Origin of the sequence: Companilactobacillus huachuanensis (assembly GCF_005404815.1) — a bacterium.
Classification (GTDB): domain Bacteria; phylum Bacillota; class Bacilli; order Lactobacillales; family Lactobacillaceae; genus Companilactobacillus; species Companilactobacillus huachuanensis.
The window spans coordinates 46071-70267 of record NZ_BJDF01000005.1; the positions used below are offsets into that span (position 1 = coordinate 46071).

Annotated in this window: 18 protein-coding genes and 1 other annotated feature; of the genes, 4 read left to right on the plus strand and 14 right to left on the minus strand. The window is 36.5% G+C overall.

Annotation, left to right across the window (positions count from 1 at the left end; translation table 11 throughout):
- Positions 1 to 49 precede the first annotated feature (49 nt).
- Entirely contained in the window at positions 50 to 1441 is a 1392-nt protein-coding gene (gene asnS / locus FFM71_RS04010; protein ID WP_137610903.1) for an asparagine--tRNA ligase, read from the minus strand.
- A 58-nt stretch (positions 1442 to 1499) separates the two neighbouring features.
- Positions 1500 to 1735: a binding site (T-box leader), on the minus strand.
- Positions 1736 to 2124: 389 nt separating this feature from the next.
- Here asnS and FFM71_RS04015 point away from each other — a divergent pair.
- The 3 genes from FFM71_RS04015 (at position 2125) to FFM71_RS04025 (ending at position 4222) form a co-directional block, all read left to right on the plus strand.
- Complete coding sequence (locus FFM71_RS04015; protein WP_137610904.1) at positions 2125 to 2841, plus strand: alpha/beta hydrolase; 717 nt, start codon at positions 2125 to 2127, stop codon at positions 2839 to 2841.
- Positions 2842 to 2924: 83 nt separating this feature from the next.
- Positions 2925 to 3614, plus strand: a complete 690-nt coding sequence (locus tag FFM71_RS04020) for a hypothetical protein (RefSeq protein WP_137610905.1) — start codon at positions 2925 to 2927, stop codon at positions 3612 to 3614.
- A gap of 71 nt (positions 3615 to 3685) precedes the next feature.
- Positions 3686 to 4222 carry a nucleoside/nucleotide kinase family protein gene (locus tag FFM71_RS04025; RefSeq protein ID WP_137610906.1) on the plus strand — a complete coding sequence of 179 codons (537 nt, stop codon included), beginning with the start codon at positions 3686 to 3688 and terminating at the stop codon, positions 4220 to 4222.
- A gap of 19 nt (positions 4223 to 4241) precedes the next feature.
- Here FFM71_RS04025 and FFM71_RS04030 read toward each other — a convergent pair whose 3' ends face one another.
- The 12 genes from FFM71_RS04030 to FFM71_RS04085 all read right to left on the minus strand — a co-directional run bounded on the left by FFM71_RS04030 (position 4242) and on the right by FFM71_RS04085 (position 19619).
- Entirely contained in the window at positions 4242 to 6005 is a 1764-nt protein-coding gene (locus FFM71_RS04030; protein WP_137610907.1) for a collagen-binding domain-containing protein, read from the minus strand.
- Positions 6006 to 6152: 147 nt separating this feature from the next.
- Positions 6153 to 6797, minus strand: coding sequence for a nicotinate-nucleotide adenylyltransferase (locus FFM71_RS04035; RefSeq protein WP_137610908.1), 645 nt, complete (start codon positions 6795 to 6797; stop codon positions 6153 to 6155).
- Positions 6798 to 7301: 504 nt separating this feature from the next.
- Positions 7302 to 8474: a MalY/PatB family protein gene (locus tag FFM71_RS04040; RefSeq protein WP_137610909.1), complete on the minus strand. Its 1173-nt coding sequence runs from the start codon at positions 8472 to 8474 to the stop codon at positions 7302 to 7304.
- The gene (locus FFM71_RS04045; RefSeq protein WP_137610910.1) at positions 8475 to 9341 is read right to left on the minus strand and encodes a DUF3737 family protein; all 867 of its coding nucleotides are present in this window, start codon (positions 9339 to 9341) and stop codon (positions 8475 to 8477) included.
- A gap of 506 nt (positions 9342 to 9847) precedes the next feature.
- Positions 9848 to 11647, minus strand: coding sequence for an ABC transporter ATP-binding protein (locus tag FFM71_RS04050; RefSeq protein WP_137610911.1), 1800 nt, complete (start codon positions 11645 to 11647; stop codon positions 9848 to 9850).
- Positions 11637 to 13397 (minus strand): ABC transporter ATP-binding protein, encoded by a 1761-nt coding sequence (locus FFM71_RS04055; protein ID WP_137610912.1) that lies wholly within the window; start codon positions 13395 to 13397, stop codon positions 11637 to 11639. Before FFM71_RS04055 ends, FFM71_RS04050 begins: the two co-directional genes overlap by 11 nt.
- Before the next feature lie 685 nt (positions 13398 to 14082).
- Positions 14083 to 15186, minus strand: coding sequence for a lactate oxidase (locus FFM71_RS04060; RefSeq protein WP_137610913.1), 1104 nt, complete (start codon positions 15184 to 15186; stop codon positions 14083 to 14085).
- A gap of 490 nt (positions 15187 to 15676) precedes the next feature.
- On the minus strand, positions 15677 to 16291 hold the full coding sequence (locus tag FFM71_RS04065; protein ID WP_137610914.1) for a TMEM175 family protein: 615 nt from the start codon (positions 16289 to 16291) through the stop codon (positions 15677 to 15679).
- A 14-nt stretch (positions 16292 to 16305) separates the two neighbouring features.
- On the minus strand, positions 16306 to 17472 hold the full coding sequence (locus FFM71_RS04070; protein WP_137610915.1) for a cation:proton antiporter: 1167 nt from the start codon (positions 17470 to 17472) through the stop codon (positions 16306 to 16308).
- A 94-nt stretch (positions 17473 to 17566) separates the two neighbouring features.
- Positions 17567 to 18517 carry a zinc-binding dehydrogenase gene (locus FFM71_RS04075; RefSeq protein WP_137610916.1) on the minus strand — a complete coding sequence of 317 codons (951 nt, stop codon included), beginning with the start codon at positions 18515 to 18517 and terminating at the stop codon, positions 17567 to 17569.
- Positions 18518 to 18598: 81 nt separating this feature from the next.
- Positions 18599 to 18925 (minus strand): AzlD domain-containing protein, encoded by a 327-nt coding sequence (locus tag FFM71_RS04080; RefSeq protein WP_041500730.1) that lies wholly within the window; start codon positions 18923 to 18925, stop codon positions 18599 to 18601.
- Positions 18912 to 19619: an AzlC family ABC transporter permease gene (locus FFM71_RS04085; RefSeq protein ID WP_137610917.1), complete on the minus strand. Its 708-nt coding sequence runs from the start codon at positions 19617 to 19619 to the stop codon at positions 18912 to 18914. Before FFM71_RS04085 ends, FFM71_RS04080 begins: the two co-directional genes overlap by 14 nt.
- A 771-nt stretch (positions 19620 to 20390) precedes the next feature.
- On the opposite strand from FFM71_RS04085, the gene FFM71_RS04090 reads away from it, so the two are divergent.
- Positions 20391 to 21434: an alcohol dehydrogenase catalytic domain-containing protein gene (locus FFM71_RS04090; RefSeq protein WP_137610918.1), complete on the plus strand. Its 1044-nt coding sequence runs from the start codon at positions 20391 to 20393 to the stop codon at positions 21432 to 21434.
- 553 nt (positions 21435 to 21987) lie between these two features.
- Here FFM71_RS04090 and FFM71_RS04095 read toward each other — a convergent pair.
- Positions 21988 to 24189, minus strand: a complete 2202-nt coding sequence (locus FFM71_RS04095) for an alpha-galactosidase (RefSeq protein WP_137610919.1) — start codon at positions 24187 to 24189, stop codon at positions 21988 to 21990.
- Positions 24190 to 24197: the final 8 nt, after the last annotated feature.

The following is a 24197-nucleotide window of genomic DNA, read 5'->3' on the forward strand; positions in this document are numbered from 1 at the left end:
TCATATCTACGAAAATGCTCGGGAGCTGACCGTCCTGTCTCCACTCTCTCTAGAAATCGGCATTACCCGGTGTTCTAGGATAAGCAATGACATCTCTGATATTTTCCATACCTGTGATGTACATGATCAATCTTTCAAATCCGATACCGAAACCTGAATGAACTGTACCACCGTACTTACGCAACTCTAAGTACCACTTGTAGTCGTCTTCATTCATATCAAGTTCAGCCATTCTTGCTTCTAGTTTATCAAGACGTTCCTCACGTTGTGAACCACCAATTAACTCTCCGATTTCAGGAACTAACAAATCAGCTGCAGCGACGGTCTTACCATCTTCATTAGCACGCATGTAGAATGCCTTAAAGTCTTTTGGATAGTCTGTGATGAAAACAGGCTTCTTGTAAACTTGTTCTGACAAGTAACGTTCATGTTCTGAATCTAGGTCAAGTCCCCAGTATGGTTTAACTTCAAATTCAACATCGGTTGCTTTTTCCAAAATATCGATTGCGTCAGTATAAGTTACATGGGCAAATTCTTCGCCAGCTGTAGCTTTCAAACGATCAATCAATGTGTTATCTACGTTTTCGTTCAAGAAGTCGAGTTCTTCTTTAGCATTGTCCATTACGTAGTTGATAACATACTTCAATAACTCTTCGGAACAATCCATTTCATCTTTCAAGTCAGCGAAAGCTAGTTCTGGTTCGATCATCCAAAATTCAGATGCATGACGTCCAGTATGTGAGTTTTCAGCTCTAAATGTAGGACCGAATGTATAAACGTTTCTGAATGCCAAAGCAAATGGTTCAACTTCTAGTTGTCCACTAACTGTTAGGTTAGTTTCTTTTCTAAAGAAGTCTTCGCTATAATCAACTTTTCCATCATCCGTCTTTGGTACATTGTTCATATCAAGGGTTGTAACTTGGAACATTTCTCCAGCACCCTCAGCATCAGAACTAGTGATGATTGGTGTATGAATATAGACGAAATCATTGTGTTGTAGGTATTCGTGGATAGCAAAAGCAGCTAGTGAACGGATACGGAATACTGAATAAAATGTGTTTGTTCTAGGACGCAAATGAGCAATTGATCTCATAAATTCATATGAGTGAGCCTTCTTTTGCAATGGATAATCAGCGTCAGAAGCACCTTCTTCAATAATCTCAGTAGCATGGATCTCAAAAGGTTGTTGTGCTTTAGGAGTTAGTGCCAACTCACCGACAACCTTGATAGTTGTACTGATTGGGAACTTAACAACGTCAGCATAATTTTCCATATCACTGGTCATAACAACTTGCACATTCTTAAAAAATGATCCGTCATTTAATTCGATAAATCCAACTCGCTTTGAACCTCTAATTGTACGAATCCAACCAGAAACAGTGATTTGGTCACCGTCAGCAAATTCTTTTTTGTATAAATCTTTAACTAAAACGTTTTGCATTGATTTCTCCTTATATTCTCGGAATACTATAGACGAAAAAAAGACCTTCCATCCCCATAAAAGGGACGAAAAATCTTTCCGCGGTACCACCCAAGTTTTTTATAAAAAAACACCTCAAAGTACATTAAATACTTGCCAATTATAACGTACTGGTCAACGTAATAGCCTACTCTCGAAATTTCAGCTAAAAAGAAAACAAAGATGTTTTTCCTATATACCGACACGCCAAGCTCTCACTATCCTTGACTCCCTGTGGATAAAGTATATAGTACTCCTTCTTTTAATATCTACTTCATATTAATTTTCTTAAATGTAGCATATTTTTATACAGGTTGTAAAGTACAATATTGATATACTCGTGGTGCTAGTTAAATATCTCGTCTACAGAGTTGGGAAATATTCACTAGCTGTGCGGACCGGCTCGGGCCTGAAGTGCGGTCCCGACCCTCGGTTTGGAGACTTACCACAGACCGGTAAGTCTTCTAACACCACTTCCACGGCACACAAATATTTCCCAACTCTTCCGACTAAGTTAATCTTTATTAATTGAATGTAAAAATATTCAATTGCTTTTATACAGCTTCTTGTAAACTATAGAATACAATTGATGCGAATATTTGTGAAAAGTTGTCAACTAGCACCATGCATATTGATATAGATATTTTAAAAATGGGGTTAAATTTATGAAAAAATCAGTAAAATGGCTACTTGGCATTGTCATTACACTCGTTGTTCTAGTATTAATCATGCTGGCTGTAGTTAAAAATAAGGAGTATCAACCATCCACAGTCGCTAATTCAGCAGCTGAAAATAGTACAATTGTGGACAATACCATCAAATTTTCCGGTGATGATAGTAAGCCAAAGGTCATCTTTTATCCTGGTGCTTTGGTTGATCCAAAGAGTTACAGTATCTGGGCAAACAAGGTGGCACAAGCGGGTTACAGCGTTTATATCGTCCGTTTCCCACTTGATTTAGCAGTTCTTAATGTTAACGCAGCTTCTAAGGTTCAAGGAAATTCTAACTATGTAATTGGGGGACATTCTCTAGGTGGAACGATGGCCTGCCGTTATGCCAAAAATCATTCTAAAAAACTTAAAGGTGTCTTCCTTTTAGCAAGTTATCCTGAAAAAAAAGGTGATTTACATGAAATAAAAGTACCAATTATCTCACTAACTGGAACTAATGACGGTGTTTTAAACTATACCAATTACAAAAAGGCTAAAAAATTACTCCCAAATAATACAGTTTATGAACAAATCTCTGGCGGTAATCACGCTGGCTTCGGTAGCTACGGTAAGCAAAGTGGCGATAACAAGGCATCAATCAGTAATGCTAAACAACAAAATATTGTAAGTAAGTTGTTAATAAATTGGTTACGTCAATCAATTAGTGAATAAAGTAAAACGTTTTCATAGATTTCCACAAAAGCGCATACATTTTTGTTATACTATTTCTAGTTGTTACATCTTTTGGGGGAATTATGACTATCTTAATTAATAAAAATATCAATTTATCCGCTGATTCGGAAACATTTGTTAAAAAATATATCAATTACGTACACGGTGTTAATCCGAAAGATATTTATGAGGGTTTGAACAATAAACAAATATTAAAAAACAAATTTATCTTTAAAATTTATCAACTTGAGAATTTAGATCTTGCCGACGTCGACTTACATGTCACTAATAATACTGTTTATGTCTTAGCTCGTTTCTGGAATTCCAAAATAATCAACATTGGAACAGTTCCCTTGACTAAAGGCTTAAAATTGGCTTTAGCACAAGATTCGTACCCTACACTTGCAATTTCCGGTGGTAGTTTTAAAAAGGTTGTCACGAACGAATATGGCGAGGATAGCGTTGTTGATTGTTTCGAGCCATACCAAATGACTTTGATGGTCCATAAGGCTGAGCCGATCGACAATCATGTTGAGAAAATTGATACCATTTATCACTATGCTTTCAAGAGTGAACAGAGTTTAGTTACTATTTCTAAAAATATGATGCGTTGTTTTGCAATCTTTGGACTGATTCTAGGATTAGGATTCATGTTCCTTGGTTTCTTTCTAACTGGCTTGATGGTAATTATCGCCTTCTTCGGTGTTAATTCCTATACGTTATTGTTGGCTGATACACATATGCAGACACAACGTCAGAGAGTCAATTCTTAAACATCCCTTGTGGGTGTTATTTTTTTGCTTCTAGCTGTATAGTTAATGGCAAAATGAATTGAGGTGATTTTTTGAAAGATAGTTTTGTCATCGTTGTTAGTGGCATTATGGGCAGCGGTAAAACAACCTTGATCAACGCTTTACATGAGAAATTACCTAGTAAAATTATTTCTTTTGATGATTACAGTATTGATGCTCTGCCGTCAGCTCCACCAATCGACACACCCGTCAAAGATGCGGTAAATCAGTATGACATCAGTGCATTAATAGCTGATTTAAAAAAATTCTATAATCAAATTCCATTTATCCTAATTGATTTTCCGTTCGGATACGAAAATGGAATTCTAGCACCCTATATTGACCGAGTTGTTTATATTAAAACACCATTAGATATTTGTTTAGCTAGACAAATTATCCGTGACTATCAAAACAAAACGACTGAGGAAATTATGGAATGGCTAAAAACATATATAACTTTTGCACGTCCAATTTTTTTAGACCATGAAAATTTTATTAGCAATAGTGCTGATTTGATTATCGACGGTACACTTCCTTTAGCTGATAAAGTAAACCTATCTTTGAATCTAATCAAAAAAAAGAACCCATAAACATGGATTCTTTTTTTTATTATTTTTTACGCTTATATCCAAAGGCTCCAATAATCGCTAACAATGACGTCCCAATAATACCTAAGACTCCACTTCTAGCAACGCCCGTTTTTGGTAAGAAACCTTCACTAGCCGCGTTTGTTATCGCTTTGTTCGGTGTAGAAACATTACCACTGTTACTAGCCGTTTCTTTAACAAGTGATTCAACTCTAGTTGTTGCCGGAGAAGTTACTGAATCATTGCCACCCTGAATGATTTTCGGTGCTGAGTCCGAAGTATCTTCGTCTTCACCATCAATAACTAATTCAGGGAACGGACTCTCTGATCCACCATCTACATCAGGTCTCAGGTTTGGATCCTCAATGTCTACATCTGGATCTGGGTCTGGATCTGGGTCTGGGTCTGGGTCTGGGTCTGGGTCTGGGTCTGGGTCTGGGTCTGGCTTCTCTGGCTCTGGTGTCTCTGGTTCTGGTGTCTCTGGTTCTGGTGTCTCTGGTTCTGGTGTCTCTGGTTCTGGTGTCTCTGGTTCTGGTGTCTCTGGTTCTGGTGTCTCTGGTTCTGGTGTCTCTGGTTCTGGTGTCTCTGGTTCTGGTGTCTCTGGTTCTGGTGTCTCTGGTTTTGGTGTCTCTGGTTTTGGTATTTGTGGAATTTCATATGAACCATCTTGATGATCCCACCTGTGTGTTTCTCCTCCAACTATATTTACATCATTTGCAACAATATTTCCGTCCAAATTTTGATGTACATCGACAGTTGCTTGGGGTGCCAAAACACTACCCTGAAAAGTTGCATTCATACTAATCAAATTTTTGAATAGTTTGTCAGGTTGGTTACTGTCATAAAAATTCCAAATCAAATGATTATCATCAAAAACATCTGTTTCTTTATTGCTTCTATATGTACCATCGTCATACTTTATTTTGATAGGCGATCTCATATCATATTCTGAAGCTCCTTCAGTATCAACATTAATAATCACTGTTGTTCCCGATTTCTTACTACTTATTCCATCAATTGTAAGAGGTGTGTCCATATTCAAAACATGTGCAGGTAAATTAATAACAATTTCATTTCGGTTATTTGGTGTAAAATCTTTTAAATTTACTGTGCGACTATTTCGATCCCCAAGATCATACTCGTTTAAGTCGTATGCATCGTGCTCAATTAAATATACTGATCTCGCACTCAACTCTTCAAAGATACTTTCAAAATCAATGTACACATTATTACCCTTGTCCTGATATATTTCATCACTTTGCAAGTGATCAAGATCTATTTCATTAACTGTCATTTTTGTTCCCGAAACATCAACATTAAGGTTACTCCCAAAAACGACCTTGTTGCTTCTCATATCATCCTTATCAATAAATGAACTCTTAGCAATCATGTCTAAGTCTTGAATATAATGAATATCTTCCTCAAGAGATTGGGTGTGATTCTTTGTTCCAAAATCTACTTGTCCATCTAATACCCCCACTGCCAGATTTCCATTAGTATGAGCCGTCAGAGATGCCGAACGTGCAAAAATATGGAAGTAGGCCGCATAACTCAACCAATTCATGTTTGCTGAATCAAAGTCTTCTTGAACCGTTCCACCATCTTTTACGTCATCATTATCAATTCTAGTAAGTGTTCCAAGACTCTGATCTAAATCATTTATACTCGTAGCTTGTATTTTTCTAGTTTTAACTGAACTATGTAGCATTGGTACATGTACAACTGAATTAGTTAATAATATTCCCATTGATAATCCAGTTGCTGTCATAATTATTTTCCGTCTCATATTCTCACTTCCCTTTATGTGATTTTCTTAACTTACTTTTAGCTTAATTATATTTTATAAATTTACTTGTAACTTTGTCACGTATAAACACAAAAAAAACTGGCAATCATTTTCTGATTTCCAGTTCCTTCATAAAACAAATTTTCTTTATTTTTTATAGATTCCTTTATCTTTGATATACCAAGCAACGTCATCTGGTACAAAGTACTTGAGTGATTTTCCATCACGAACACGTTGCCGAATAACCGTCGAACTGATTTCAATCACTGGTGTATTAACCCACAAAACTGGATAATCTGACTTCTTTTCAAAGCCCTTACGACAGACTCCAACAAAATGAACTTCTTTCACAAGTTCATCAATATGGGACCACTTTGGAAGGTTTTCAACCATATCGTAACCAACAATCAAGTAATACTCTGTATTAGGATTACGTTCTTTTAAGCGCTTGATAGTTTCATACGTATAACTGATACCACCGAGGTCAATATCAGTCATATCAAGCTCAAAATGAGGATTATCCCTAATTCCATATTTGACCATATTGATTCGATCATCAACACTGACTTTGGGAATATAGCGACTGATACCTCGATGTGGCGGAATTTTATCAGGAATAAATAAAATTTTATCGAGATCCAATTGTTCATAAACCTGTTCAGCAATCATCAAATGTCCATTGTGAATAGGATTAAAGGCTCCACTGAGAATACCCACATGCTTTTTATTAGCATTGGTTTGCAATTGTGGTTGAGCCCTAGTTTTCGTAATAACTGATGCTGCAGTATTCATAAATTCACCTGCTTTGACAAACTATTTTCAGTTATTATTATAGTCTTTAATTAAGCCAATTTTTAATATTTCGAAGTTACTATCCTCAGACCCATAATTTATAGTTCTCACTTAAAACCAGTTATAGGATATTTGATTAATTATTTTTTAAACTTTTGTGCCAATTATTGTCCAAATATTAAAATCAGCAAAAATGAGTTGTATCACACCTAATTATTCCCTTAAGTGTAATGCAACTCATTTTTATATGATTCGTCTATATTTAAAAATTTGAATCCATCAGAAATTATTTTATCTAATAAAACAGACAAATTAGTCGGAAGGGATGAGAATATTTACCCGCTGTGGGTGTGGCGTTACGGCTTTAGCCGTTACACCACCGGGCGCGTTTGGAGACTTTCCGGTCTATGGAAAGTCTTCAAACCGAGATTCGAGACCGCTTCTCAGGCTCGAATCGGTCCGCATAGCAGGTGAATATTCTCATCCCTGAAGACGGAAGCCAATTTATGATTTTGAATAATCGTAAATCGATTTCTGTAGTCTATTCAAGCCATCTTGAATCATACTTGTTGGACTTGCAATATTCATCCGAATAAAGTGTTGACCATCACCGCCATAAACGGACCCCGGTGTAACAATCAGACCACTGTCTTCACGAATAAACTTTGCTAAATCATTGGCGTCTTCAGTAATTTCTGCAACATCAAACCATAACAAGTATGTTGCTTCACCTTCAACCCATTTGATTTTAGGAATATTTTCTCCCATAAAATCTAAAACTAATTTTCGATTAGCACGTAATTTATCTTTTAAAGCCAAAAGCCAATCGTGTCCTTTGGTATAAGCAGCAATAGTTCCCGGAATAGCAACAAAATTAGGTTCAGCCAGCTCCTCACTGTTTAAACCACGACTCACTTGTCCACGAAGATTCTCATTTGGAACAATTATCGTTGCAGCGTGCATTGCAGCAACATTAAATGTTTTACTTGGTGATACTGCCACAACCACATTGTTCAAATACTTAGCATCTAGGCCAAAAATTGGATGATAACCTGATTCGTTCAAAGTTAAATCGCCGTGAATTTCATCGCTAAATAATTTCACATCATATTTGTTACACAAACTAGCAATCTGTATTAATTCGTCAACACTCCAAATTTTACCAACTGGATTATGAGGATTGCAAAGAATCATCAGATTCGTTAACGGATCACGTAATTTATCTTCGAGGTCAGAAAAATCAATCTTATATTGGTGTGTTTGAGGGTTATAAACCAAGTCATTTGAAACAACATGACGACCACTATTCACAATGGAATTATAAAAAATATTATAGACTGGAGCCTGCACTAAGACGTTATCTCCAAGTGAAGTCAAACGACGTACTACCGAAGAAAGTGCTGGTACAACCCCAGTGGCAAAAATCATCCAATCTTCATTGGGACGAACACCATGTTCTGTTTCATACCAATCAGCCACAGCCTTGAAATACTCCGCAGGAACTTCTTCATATCCGAATAATCCCATAGCAATTTTTTCTTGCAATGCTGCGATAATTTCCGGTGCGGTTTTAAAGTCCATATCAGCAATTGTCATTGGCAATTCGTCATTTTTAACATCCCATTTAGCTGAATTTCCAGCACGTTTTTTATTCAAAGTTTCAAAATCGTAAGTCATTTAGGCACCTCTTTGTGAAAGATTGGCGCTTACTTGAATATCTGTTTTGCTTGGATCAATTTCAGGATCATCGAAGATAATATTGTCAACTGAATCAACCTTAATCGTTCCACTGATAGGATTCTTGATACTCATAACATTAGTTGTGATATCGGCATCAATGTTTGAACAGTATTCAAATGCCAAATCCGTGCGTAAAACTTTACAATTGACCATCTTTAACCCATCGATATAGCAAAGACCCTGGTCACTTTCAATTGTACAGTTGATCAATGTTAAGTTTTTAGTATTCCAAGCTAAATATTCGCCACTGATTTTAGAATCGTAAACTGTTACATTTTCACAATTCCAAAAAGCATCTTTAGAAACAAACGTTGAATTGTGAACTTCAACATTTTTAGCACCATCAAAAACGTAATTTCCAATGACATCCAAATTTTCGGCATAAATATTTTCACTATCTTTACCAAAGTAATTTCCGTTAACCTGAACATTTCTCAGGTCAATCTTGTTACATGTCCACATTGTTTCCTCAGCATCAGAAAAATGAACATTTTCCAATTTAATATCTGAAGCACGACGGAACAATTTTGGTGCTTGTAATGCCGAATTTTTAATTTCAATGTCATGTGTATACCAAATACCTGAACGTGACATTGTTTCAAAAATACTATTATCGACCTTAATATGTTTTGCGTACCAAAGTGGGTACTTCCATTTGAAGACAACATCATCTAAAGTAACATCATCAACTTCCTTCAATGGTGATTCACCTTGTCCAAAAGTCGAATCTTTAATATCTGCGGTATGAATTTTAAATAGTGGACGTTCACCATCAAAATAACCTTCATTAAATTGTTTTCTCAATTTTATACTTCCTTGATTGTTCTTTTTATTATTTTTTTCTAGCACTACACATTAGTAGCGCAATATGACGTCTCCAAAACTGATAACTTCAAGACTACATATTATTTTAAATCCTAAGTTTAATTATGTTAAATACTTATCCTTGATAGATATCCATGTCTTTTAATTATATAAGTCTAATGAACCCTTACTCAATTCTAAAGAAACTATATTTAACTGAAGATTGAAAGGCGAAAAATTAATATAACCATTATTGTTACAAATCTAGAGTTAATTTATTTAAACAATCAGGAGTTTTCGTCTTATTATTCCTTCAATTAAAAAAACAAACCAGTTGGAAGAGCTGAGAGTATTCATTTGCAGCGAAAGTAGCGTTAGTGCTTTAAATTACACCACCGGGCGCGTTGGAGACCGCTTTCTGGCTCGGACCGTTCCGCGCAGCAATTGAATACTCTCAACTCTGGAAACGGCATGCTTTCAACCTTTAGTATTTAAACTTGAATCACTTACAAGTCAGTTTCATTAGCTGCTTGAAGTTCATAAAGCTCTGCATAATGTCCACCTGCAGCTAACAATTCTTCATGAGTTCCTCGTTCGATGATCTGACCTTTACTCAATACTAAAATCTGATCGGCATCTTGAACAGTTGATAATCGGTGAGCAATAGCAATTGTTGTTCGGTCATCCCGCATCTTCGAAAGTCCTTTGGTAATACTCTGTTCGGTTTGTGGATCAATATTAGCTGTGGCCTCATCCAAAATTAAAACTTTAGGATTTCTAACAATTGTTCGAGCAAATGAAATCAATTGTCTCTGTCCGGTTGAAAAACTGGCTCCACGTTCAGTAACCTTGGCATGGTACTTTCCAGGTAATTTTTGAATAAACTCATCTGCATCAACAAATTGACCTGCCTGTTCAACTTGAGCATCAGTGATTTTATCGTCAAACATTCGAATGTTTTTGGCAATATCTCCATAAAACAAATATGGTTCTTGAATAACTAAACCCAGCTTTTGGCGTAATTCCTGTGTTGAATAGTCCCGAATATCATGATCATCAATTAATATTTGTCCTTCACCAAATTCATAAAAACGTAGCAATAAATTTATGATTGAACTCTTACCACTACCAGTGTGGCCAACAAAAGCCACAGTCTGACCAGGTTGAACGATAAAGTTAACATCTTTTAAGACTGGTTTGCCAGGTACATAACTGAATGTCACGTGACGAAACTCAATCTTACCTTCACTAATAGCTGCTTTACTGTCCTCATTTTGTGCTGGTGCATTCGTTTCATTGTCAAACAACTTCATAATTCGATACCCAGCAACTAAGCCATCTTGATAAAATGACATGTAATTCATCACATCGCCCAAAGGATTAAAGAAATTTTGTTGATATGACAGAAAGGCATAGATCACACCAGCCTCAACTAACATATGCATACTCTGCCAGCCAAAACCACTCAACGAAATAAGCTCTGCTAAAACAAACATCAAACTAATTGTTGGATATAGTAGAAAAGCATTGACGTTGATCATCTTGTTGCGCATTTCAAAATAAGCACCGTTACGGTCCTCAAATTCAGCTGTCATTCGCTGTTGTTGCCCAAATTGTTGAATAATATTGATTCCCATCAGTGATTCATTCAATTTGGTATTGATTTGACTCAAATATTCACGTAAATGTTGATATATTTTAAAACTTAACTTTTGATATAACCAAATTAATAAATACAAAATGACAACGAATAGAGCAGTTGCCAAAGCTAACGTAACATTGACGGACATCATAGCTATGAAAGCCGAAATCATTGCAAAAAAGGCAATCAGAATCCACAGGAATAATGTCCAAAAGTTATAAAGTGTCTTCGTATCATTAGTAACTCGAGACACGATTGAACCCGCAGGTGTCGTGTCAAAGTAATTTAAACCTAATGCGTGTAATTTATGAAATAATTTGCTTCTGATTTGTTCGAGTGTTCGTTCAGCCCCCATTGCAAAGGCAAACTCTTCGATAAACTGCACAGCTGCTTTGATCAGAGTTCCAATTCCGTAAAGTATCGCAAAAATAACAATAATTTGTACGCCAGTACTTTGATTGGTCAAATAATGATCCATGTAATACTGCAACATTCTTGGCAATAACACGTTAATGACACTCAAAACTATGGCAAAAATAGCTGCGATACCAAATTGCTTTTTGAACAATCCAGCAAATTTAAATAAACGTTTTAACACTCGGAACTGATCTTTTCTCGTTAAAGAATGAATCTCATCAAGCGTTTTTTTATTCTCATCTTTCATTATTCAGCCTCCCCTCTAACTCAGCGTTTCGTTCTTGTAAATTAAATGTATCGGCATACCACCCGGGAGTTTTAAGTAACTCTTGATGAGTCCCTTGCTCTACCACGTTGCCGTGATCGACCACGATAATTTGATCCGCATTCTCAACTGAACTCAAACGACTAGCAGCGATGATTGTCGTACCATTTTTACGATTCTTCGCAATTCGTTGCTCAATATTTCGTTCAGTTTTAGAATCGACCGCTGATAATGAATCGTCTAAAATCAACAGTTTTGGATCACTCAAAACAGCGCGAGCAATAGCCAACCGTTGTTTTTGACCACCTGATAATGAAACACCTAATTCACCAACTTGTGTGTCATAACCGTCATTCATATCAGCAATATCTCCATCAAGATCGGCCACGTAACTTGCTTCTTCAACTTGTTTCTGTGTTGCTTTAATATCAGCGAAACGAACATTATCTCTAACATCCGTTGAAAACAAGAAGTTAGTCTGTGGTACATAACCGATCGTATCCAAATAACTGTTGATATCATATTTTCTAATATCAATTTTTCCAACTTTAATATCACCATCGTAATGGTCAAAATCACGCATCAATAGACTGATAATGGTTGATTTTCCACCACCAGTTGGACCAACGATACCAAGAGTTTGTCCAGCTCCCAATTTAAAATGAATATTTTCCAAAGCAACTGCTTCATCATCAGGATAACTGAACTTATCAATCTCAAAATTTAGCGTCCCATTAGGAACAGTCGTAAAGACATGCTCCGGCTTTACTAACGATGACTTTTCAGCCAACAATTCACTGATTCGATCATAACTGGCTGAGCCTCTTTCAAGTAAATTAAAGAGACTGCCGACTGCATACATCGGCCACATCAATTCAGCCATATATGTGATAAATGAAACTAACTGACCAATTGTGATGCGCTGATTCAAAACAGCTAAGCCACCAAAAATAATCGTCACTGTATAAGATAATCCCATAATGATGGTCGTCAAAGGATCAAACAGTGCATCCAATCGATATGAACGCTTATTAGCTTTGATATTTTCATCAACATATTTATCAAAGTCAGCTTCGTCTTCTTTTTCTTGACCTAAAGCTTTGAGAACCTTGATACCAACAACACTCTCTTGAGTTTTATTATTGATACTTGAGAAAGCCGCTTGGGAATTTTTAAACGCCGAGTGAATTTTTTTACCCAAGACATTTGCCATAACTGCTAGTAACAACAGTGGTAATACAGCTAACCCAGTCAGTTTCCAGTCAATCAACAGTCCCATCGCTAAAATCATCGAAGTTCCGGTAATCAACGAATCTGCCAAGGTCAAAATACCAGGACCCGCAACATCACGGACCGCATCAATATCATTAGTCGCATGAGCCATCAAATCACCCGTTCGCCACTTTTGATAAAATGTGGTATCCATACGCATGAAATGACGGAATAAACGACTCCTTAAATCACGCTCCAAAACATAAGAACTACCGTAAATCATCTTTTGCCACAAAAAGCGCAAGAGATATTGCACGATTGCAACTATGAAAAGTACGACCATATTCGTAACCAAAAAATGCATGGTCATATTCCGTTTGCTGACAGCATCAACGATATCCCCAATAATTCGTGGTGGAATAACGTTACAAATCGCTACCAAAATTAACGCAATCACACCTATTAAATATTGTTTCCATTGGCGTTTAAAAAACCAACTTAATCGAGAAAAAATCCCCATATTTATCTCACCACCTATAATCCCATTTTACTTTGATAATTACTTTACACCTTAGAGCTAACTTCAACTCAAGCAATTCGACTTTTATTTGCTTATGAAAACGTTTTTAGTTATATTTTGGCAGTTATTTTTGAATGATGCCCTTTTCTGACCTGAGAAATGAATTCTTAATAAAGATATTATAGAATTCACTTTAAGCGAAATTTAATTACGGTTTTACCCCCAAAAGCGTTAAACAAAAAAACTTTTAACAGTCTTAGCAGTCAAAAATAGTCATCCAGTTAGACGGTGAAATCTAACTGGATGACTATTTCAAATGTATTTTTAAATGAATTTCAGTTCTTATAACTTTTCAAATTAATATAACCATTGCCATTACAGCGTAAAGTCAATTTATTTAAATAATCAGAAATATTTGTTTTATTGTTCCTGTTATTAAAAAAAAACTAGTTGGAAGAGCTGAGAGTATTCATTTGCAGCGAAAGTGGCGTTATTGCTTCAGCAATTACACCACCGGACGTGTTGAAGACTCACGGGTTTTGCGAGGTTTCAACCGAGGTCCGAGACCGTACTTTGGCTCGGGCCGTTCCGCGCAGCAATTGAATACTCTCAGCTCTGGAAACGGCAGATTTAATTAAACTTTCAACCCTTAGTAGATAACTAACACATTATCAGGATATGAAAATTATCCAAGCAACTTAGTATTTTTAACATCATTGATTGTCTTAGTACCAGCAAGTTGCATAGTAATTGAAAGTTCCATATTCAAGTGTTCAATAACATCTGTAACACCTTGAGCGCCACCAAGATTCAATCCATAAATAATTGGACGACCAAGGGCAACTAAATCAGCACCACTTGCCAATGCCTTGAAAACATGCTCGCCACGACGAACACCACTATCAAAGACGATTGGAACTCGCTTATCGACTACTTCGGCAATATATGGAAGCATTTCGAATGAAGCTGGTCCACCATCTAATTGACGACCACCATGGTTAGAAACCCAAATACCATCAGCGCCAAATTCAATTGCCAATTCAGCATCATCTGGCGATTGAATACCTTTAACCAAGACAGGTAGTCCTGACATATCTTTGATCTTTTGTATATCTGTTGGTACGATACCTTGTTTTGCTGAAGCATAAATTTCAGAGATTCCTTTACCTTCACCATCGCCTGCTGAATATCCGGCCAAGTTTGGCATTGGTAGTGGGAATTGGAATTTATTGATGATATCTGATTCACGATAACCACCAAGAGTTGAATCAACTGTCAAAACGATAGCTTTAGCTCCAGCCTTAACAGCTTTCTTAATCAAAAATTCATTAAATTTATCATCTTTACTCATATACAATTGGAAAAATAATGGTGAATCTGGAGCAGCAGCGGCAGCATCTTCAACTGATGTACTTGCGTATGTACTGATTGAGAAAATTGAACCAGCAGCGGCAACACCCTTGGCAGTATCAGTTTCACCCTTAACATGAGCCAAACCATGAGCAGCTGATGGTGCTTGAATAATAGGAGTCTTCAAATCAATATCCCACAATTTTGTACTCAAGTCAGCGTGATCGATACCTTGAATAACACGAGGCATGATTTCCTTGTTATTAAAAGCCTCAGTATTTTGCTTTAGAGTCCATTCGTCCTCAGCGCCTCCACGGATATATCCAAAAGCACCCTTTTCATTACTCATGTGATCTTTAACTCTAGCCTCAAGACTAGCTAAATTTACAATTTCAACATGGTTCTCTGCAGTACTTGCTTCATACTTTTTATTACTCATCGGAATCCCGTCCTTTACTTTGCAATTTATTAACATGATCAGTTTAACCTACAATTGTAAATTATGCTGAGATTTGTTCCGGAATTATCAATTTGTTTTTTAATATTCATAAAATAATTTATTTAATATGTGTGGCGCTCTTAAATATCCCAGTTCTTCCGACTAATTAACCTTTAGTAACTGAAGATTGAAAGGTGAGAAACTAATCTAACCATTATTATTACAGGTTTAGAGCTAATTTACTTAAATAAGCAGAAGTCTTTATTTTACTGTTCCGCTATTAAAAAAATAAACTAGTTGGAAGAGCTGAGAGTATTCATTTGCAGCGAAAGTGGCGTTATTGCTTCAGCAATTACACCACCGGACGTGTTGAAGACTCGCGGGTTTTGCGAGGCTTCAACCGAGGCTCGAGACCGCTTTCTGGCTCGGGCCGTTCCGCGCAGCATATGAATACTCTCAGCTCTGGAAACGGCAAACTCACACATTATTACTATTTTTGACCAAGTGCATTGCTTAAATGCAAATACGCCACGAAATGAAAACAGATTCCTAGTAACAAAAATACCGCACCCAACGATACCCAGAATAGTGATGTGACGATTGCTAATATATACAACACCATACTGATCAAAGGATCAGAGTGACTTTTCCTAAACCGCGCTCGTTTCATTTTTTCGGACATCAATTCCGCGTGCTTTCCAACGTAAAAATACAAAAGTTGAAACGTACCCGATATAAACAACGCAATTACTGCATAAGCTATAAATGCCACTCTGATATCCCCATTATTTCCGCGGTTCAATGTCTCTGCAACTAACGCCATCGGGTAATTTATCAAGGTAATACTAAATAACATCAACAGATTGATTAAATTTAACCGCCGATCAATTGATTTCAACGCTTGAAAATAATCGTGGTGAAACAACCACAATGTCCCTACGTAAAAATATGAAACGATATACGCTACCAATATTGGCCACTGTTGCAGCATCGCAATTAGTAAATGTCCCGTTTGAAATTTTGGCACAGTAAACTCCAAAACCAAAATAGTAATTAAAATGGCAAAAACGCCGTCACTGAATGCTAGTAAACGATCTTTTGTCACAAAGAATCCCCTCTTTAATTAAGATCAAATGTTTGATTCGTGACTATCTTATTAAACAATGTCGGACAAACTAGACAGGTAATTATTGCCGCCAACGTGATTGCTCCTGATTGAGCGGTTGTAATTAATTTCAAATTTTGACCGACTTGTAAGATTGGCAAAACCAAAGTAATAGTAGTTGACGTGACGATTGTCGCAGCAATAGCATAACGGTTACCAAAACGTTTGCGGAATACAAAGTAAACGATGGCTTTAGAAAGTAGGAAAGCTACTAAAAATATTGGAATCAGTAACAAGGCATCCTTATTCACAAAGAGTTTTCTTAAATTAAGGTTTACTCCAGTAGTAATGAAAAATACTGGGATGAAGAACCCATATCCCATTGAACTTAATTTTGCCTCAGTATCCTCCTTAGGTTTCAACAGTTTCATAACCGCACCTGCCAAGAAGGCACCCAAAATACTCTCAGCACCAATCTGCTCAGCAAACGTTACCAAAGTGAAAATCAAGAAAAATGCCAAACGAATATCCAACTGTGTCGTCGACTTATCGATTTTATCAAAGAAAACATAAACTCGATTAAATCGATGCAATAGGAAAATTGCTATTAAAAAGATGACCGGTAATCCTAAAACTGAAATGTAGTGTTGTTGTTGGACTGCCGAATAAATCGTCAATGCAACTAAAGGAATAAATTCCCCAAAGGCTGACGTTAACAAAATTGTCTGGCCATAATTAGTATTAAGTATGTTTGCTTCTTTCAATAGAGAAATGATCACACCCAAGGCAATCGTACTAAATAAAATTACGGCTAAAATGAATTGACTGAAAATTCCTGTCTCATATAAAATGGCACTCAAAATAATCGACATGATAAATATCGACATGAATCCACCAAAGGCTGTTCCCAATGGTGAATAAGTGGTTTTGTCCTTTTTTGGTTCCAAAAGTGAAAAATCAATTTCCATTCCACCTAAAAAGATCAACATAATAACGCCCAAATTGGCAATATATTGTAAACTCTGACCTGGTTGGACAATGTTTAACCCCGTTTTTCCAATGATTATTCCCATAATAATTTCAGAAATTGAGGTTGGCATTCTCGTTAAATGAAATCTGGCGGTAATTAATGGTGTCGCCAAAGCTGCAAATAAAACAATTAATAATGCAAATTTCTCCATGATCATACCCTCTTATTAATTTGCTACTTAAGCATTCTATCAGACATTTAAAACAAAAAAATTCAAGATTTGATAAATATTTTCACTAATTATCTTAATTTACAACAACGACCTTACCTAAATTGTGCCCACTCTCCAAATATTCATGTGCTTCTCTGACCTGATTCAAGCGATAAATTTTCGTTGGGGCAACTTTTACCTGATATTTATTAATAAAATCAAGCATCTCATTAAGTTTTTCACTAGTCACTTCACCCGATGATAATGAAGTCAAATAAGCGCCCTCGTGAATATCAGAAATGGGATCAAAATCGTCCATATACCACTGGCCACCAAGTTCACCTGTGTTGCAGACAATTCCCTGTGAGTTGACATGATTGAAAGTATCCTTTAATGTCTTGGGACCAACTAAATCCAATACTTTGTCATACTTTTCAGTAGTCTGCAATACTCCATTCTGATCTTCAACTGCCAAGTCATAACCAGCATCCAATAAAACCTGTTCCTTGGCTTGTTTACGAACTGAACCAGTTACTTTAATCTCTGGATATTGGGCTTTAATCAAGCGCAACGCCGCAATCCCCACGCCGCTGGCACCTGACCGAATCAAAACCGAATCTTCAGCTTGTAAATTTAAAGTTTTTAATGAACCAAAAGCGGTGTAAAAAGTCTCTGGCACAGCTGCCAAATCAGCCCAATCCAACTTTGTTTCTACCGGATAAATTTGTTCATTGGGCAACAGAACATATTCAGCATATGATCCGTCAAAAGCACGACCCATTTCACCCATAATTGAAATCACTTTTTGTCCATTCTGCAATTCAGTGGTCGTACTTTCAGCCACAACTCCCACACATTCAATTCCTAAAATTCGTGGGAATTTTACACTTGGAGACTCGCCGTCACGCGTAAAAATTTCTGAATGATTGATACCAAATCCTTTTACCTGAACTAGTGACCATCCGGACTTAACCTTCGGTGTAGGAACTTCTTTATATTCTAAAACTTCAGGTCCACCAGCTTTTTCAACCACAATTGCTTTCATCTACTCACCCTCCAAAAATACCAATTAAGATAATTATAATCTAGGCATAAAAAAAATACCTGAATCTAACTTCAGGTATTTCTAAATTGCTAAACGTACCAGAGCTAGGGAAATGATTCCCACAATGACGATTAACAGTAATTTTTTCGTTAATATTGCGGTTAAAACAGTTGGAATTGAGGCAATTAAATTGGCATAGTCAATTGTTGGCAAGTGTCCCAAATTTTGATGGAATAGATTCTCAAACCACAAGGCTGCCATAATTGTAATTGGTACGAATCCTAAGAATTCAACAACTTTGGCTGGTAAATTGAATTTCTTCAACAAGACAAATGGCAAAATTCTTGATAACCATGTCACTAAACCACAGGCTATCAATGTCCACAAAACAAATTTAGTCGAAGGCATTTTTCAAGATCACCCCTAACCCGCAGCCAATCAAAGTTACAACCAAGATCAGCAAATCACTCGAAATAAAAATTAGTCCAAAATAAACTAGTGGCAACATTGCCAAAACAACGATTAATTGTACTTTTAATGAGATTGTCTTGTCACTGATCAATTGCAAATACAACAAGCCAATAAACATGGCAACTAGGGCAAAATCCAAGCCTAATTTTTCAGGATTACTAATAATTTTACCTAACATAGCACCAACCATTGTGGACGCTGCCCAAACAAGATATGCCATCAAATTGACGGTATTAAACCATTTAAATCCCAATTTTCCGTTAGTAAAATTAAGTTTGTTCATACTCAAAGCAAAACTTTCATCAGTAATCAGACTACCAATTAAAATGTTTTCAAAAATAGAATTCTTTTTGAAGAAATTAGCTGTGGTCATACTCATCAAAATCATTCTAGAATTAACCAAAAAGACTGATAAAACAATTGAAAAAATCGGCGTCCCAATCGCCAATAAACTGACCAAAATAAATTGTGCTGAACCAGCGTAAACAATCAACGACATCAACGTCGCCATTAATACGCTCATTCCAGCCGATGCTGCCACGATTCCAAACGAAATTCCAATGCCAATGTAACCAAATACCGTTGGAAGTGTATCTTTCATGGCAGTTCTAACGCTCAAGCTGTCATCCATAAGCTATCCCCCTTTTTATGTAGAACATTATAATAATTTTAATTAAGTTAAATGTCAATTAGGGTTTTGGTGGAGGCCGCATCCGGCTGACAGATATTTCACCTGCTGTGGGACCGGCTCGAGCCGAAATACGGTCTCGACCCTCGCTGCTGATGAAATACCTGTCAACCGAATACTAACATTTTGGTATATCTAGGGATTACCCTTTTATATTTTTGTGTCACGGTTGATCATGAATTTCTTAATATTAAAAAATCAAATAAAAGTCACTCCGCTGAAGACTGTTCTTAATAAACACAACAGTTATGTGGCGTTATAACGACTATTTTTGATTTCAAACTATCAATAGAATCATATCTGAATATTGAAAGGTAAAAAATTTATACAAAAACTTGTTGTTACATACCTAAAGCTAATTTATTTAAATAGCTCAGAAATCTTTATTTTATTGTGCCTGCTATAAAAAAAACAAACTAGTTGGAAGAGCTGAGAGTATTCATTTGCAGCGAAAGTGATGTTAGGACTTTAGTCCTTACATCACCGGGCGTGTTGAAGACTCGCGGGTTTTGCGAGGCTTCAACCGAGGTCCGAGACCGCTTCCCAGGCTCGGGCCGTTCCGCGCAGCAATTGAATACTCTCAGCTCTGGAAACGGCATACTTAACTAACCCTTTCAACCTTTAGTTTTATAATTAACTAAAGGTAAACGGTTACTTTTCATACTATTATAGTTATAATTTAATTGTTAATAATTAAAAAGGAGAGATTTCTATATGAAGAAAGCAATTTTTGAAAAAGTTGGTCAAATGAAACTTGAGGATGCTGAAAAACCAACTATTCAAGCTGATGATGACGTAATCATCAAAGTTGTTCGCGCTTGTGTCTGCGGTTCTGACCTTTGGGCATACCGTGGTTTAGAGGATAAAGCTGAAAATTCAGAAAATTCTGGTCACGAAGCTATCGGAATTGTCGAAGAAGTTGGATCTGAAATCACGACTGTTAAACCGGGTGATTTTGTTATTGCTCCATTTACTCACGGATGTGGCTATTGTAAAGCTTGTCGTGCTGGATTCGACGGCGACTGTCAATCACATAGTGACAACTTCAGTAATGGCAATCAAGCTGAATATATTCGTTTCCAACATGGTCAATGGGCTTTAGTCAAGGTTCCCGGCAAACCTAGTGATTATTCAGAAGGTATGCTTAAATCACTCCTAACTTTGGCTGATGTTATGGCAACTGGTTATCACGCTGCTCGTGTAGCAGAGGTTAAACCTGGTGACACTGTTGTTGTTATGGGTGACGGTGCCGTTGGTCAATGTGGTATTATTGCTGCCAAGATGATGGGAGCCACTAAGATTATCTCAACTAGTCGTCACCCTGACCGTGAAGCTTTGGCTAAGAAATTTGGTGCTACTGACAATGTTGCTGAACGTGGTGATGAAGGCGTCAAAAAGATTTTGGCTTTGACAAATAATGAAGGTGCTGACGCTGTTTTGGAATGTGTCGGAACTGAACTTTCAACTGAAACAGCTATGAGAGTCGGTCGTCCTGGTTCAATCGTTGGTCGTGTTGGATTGCCACATACTGGTAAAATGGACGTTTCATCATCATTTGGCAAGAATATTATTCTTGGCGGTGGTCCCGCTTCAGTTACAACTTATGACAAGGAACGCTTGTTGAAAGCTGTTCTCGATGGCGAAATCAATCCGGGATTGGTCTTCACAAAGAGCTTCAGTCTTGAAGAAATCAATGATGCTTATCAAGAAATGACTGATCGTAAAGTTATCAAAGCATTGGTCGTTGTTAGCGACTAGAAAATAAAATAATATTTCAACCTTTGGTAATATTAAAAGAAGGTGTTTTCAACTTGTAATTTCAAGTAGAAAACACCTTCTTTTTGATTTAGTAACTGAAGGTTGAAATGTGAAAAAGTGATATAAACATTGCTGTTACAGTCCTAAATTCAATTTATTTACCAATTTAGTTAAATAGCAAGAGATCACAGTCGGACATTCTTATTATTAAAAACCTAAAGGTTGAAAGGTGAAAAACTAATATAACCATTGATGTTACTGGCCTATAGTTAATTTATTTAAATAATCAGGAGTTTTGTTTTATTGTTCCCACCATTTAAAGAATAAACTAGTTGGAAGAGCTGAGAGTATTCATTTGCAGCGAAAGTGGTGTTATTGCTTTAGCAATTACACCACCGGTCGCGTTGGAGACTCGCGGTTTTTGCGAGGCTTCAACCGAGGTTCGAGACCGCTTCCCAGGCTCGGGCCGTTCCGCGCAGCAATTGAATACTCTCAGCTCTGGAAACGGCATACTTAACTAAACTTTCAACCTTTAGTTAGTAAATACTATTCATCAATTTGCTTTAATCTCAAATAAACTACTTTCAAAGTCACTCTTTTTGGTCTTTTGACTACTAAAACGGACTGGTAAGCCAATTTTCATTAACTCATCACCATACAAATCATAAGAATCATTAATAGTATATTTAGTTTTAGTATCCAATCCATCTAATCTTACTTGGTCATAACCCATATTTGGATGACTTAGTCCTTTAAAATAACATACTAGAGCTTGCTTTTGATTCACCGAAGTAACCATCCAAGCATCAGTTCCTTCCAAACGAGTATTTAGGCGATAAAAATTTCCATGGGTAATCAGTTCATCATACTTTTTCTTTAATTTAATCTGACGCTTTACTTCTGCTTGTTCCTCAGACGACAAATCTAGTAGATTCATTTCATATCCAAAGGTCCCAAACAAGGCAACATTTCCTCTTGATTGCAATGACGTTATTCGACCCGTTTGGTGATTAGGTGACACTGAAACATGTGTACCAATGGATCTGAGTGGATAAACATAAGATTCTCCGGCTTGAATTTGATGTCTTTCATAGGCATCTGTATCGTCACTACCCCAAGTTTGCGGCGCATAGTATAACATCCCTAAATCAAATCTACCGCCGCCACTCGCACAAGATTCAATCAATAATTTTGGATACTTTTTTAACAGACGCTCATACAAATCATAAACTCCTAAAATATACCGATGGAAAAATTCACCCTGCTGATCAGAGTTCAAGTAATTTGAGTAAGGTTCTGTAATATTCCGATTCATATCCCATTTAAGGTATTCAATTTTGGTACTAGATAAAATTTTATCCATCTGCCCAAAAATATTATCAATTACTTTGGGATTACTAAAATCCAACAAATATTCATTTCGACCTAAACTATATGATTTATTTTTTACACCAATTATCCATTCCGGATGTTCCTTAAAAATGGGAGTATCATCAGAAACTGCCTCCGGTTCAAACCATAATCCAAAATCCATACCTAATGCATGAATTTTCTGTGAGATAAAATCTAATCCATGTGGTAACTTATCAAAATTCACTCGCCAATCACCTAGTGAACCCTTCTCACCATTACGTTGTGCAAACCACCCATCATCTAAAACAAAAAGGTCACAACCAAGAGTGGCCGCTTTAGTGGCTAAATCAATAATTTTACTTTCATTAAAATCAAAATACGTTGCTTCCCAATTATTAATAAGGACTGGAGGTTTTACATCTTTCCACTTAAATTCAATCAAATGATCTCTAATCAAATTATGGAAAGTTTGACTCATCTGATTTAATCCATTACTAGAAAATGTCAAAATCGATTGTGGTGTCGTAAAACTTTCTCCAGCCTTCAATTCCCATTTAAAGTGTTCATCGTTGATCCCCGTCAATATTCTGACTACACCATAAGAATCTAGCTCAACGGTTTCCTTATGATTACCACTATAAATAGTAGAAATTCCATAAGCTACACCACTACTTTGGGTTGTTTCCGGATTAACCAACGCAATAAATGGATCATGGACATGACCACTAGCACCTCGAGAACTGCTAATTTCTTTAATTCCCTGATGAATTGATTCCCGATTCACATGCTTTTCTCGAGCCCAATTGCCATTTAGAGTAATTAATTCAAATTGTTCATTGGGAATATCCAAACAGTTACTCTTGATATTTTCTAAATTGTAAATTTTCTTCCCATTATTTTTAATCGTTGCATTTTTGATTATACTGGCATTATTCAAATCAATCGTATAATTAAGACTTAATTCTAGGTCGCTATACTGATCCTTTAGACTAATTATCAGTGTCTGACATTCATCATTTTTATATCTAACATGGGGTAAATTTTTGATTTCTAACGCTCCATCAATAATTTTATAACCGACATATTCAAAGTTGGAAATACTATCTCCGGTCGGATAATCAATCTCAAAAGCGGGCATCCGATAATCACTAGTTCCATATTCTGGGTATTCTTGCATCAACTTTGACAATGATGAATTATCATCACCAACAATTCTTTTCTCTCCCCATGCAAAACTAGTCTGAATAGTATTTTCAATTGTTCGATGTGAGGATATTTTGTCGCCAAAATAAATATGCTCTAGCTTATTCATTCTCGGCATAACTCGAAAAATGTAACTTATTTTCTGGTTACTCAGATAAAATATTCTTCTCTTTTGATCAACTTGAATTAAATCAGTCATAATTTCTA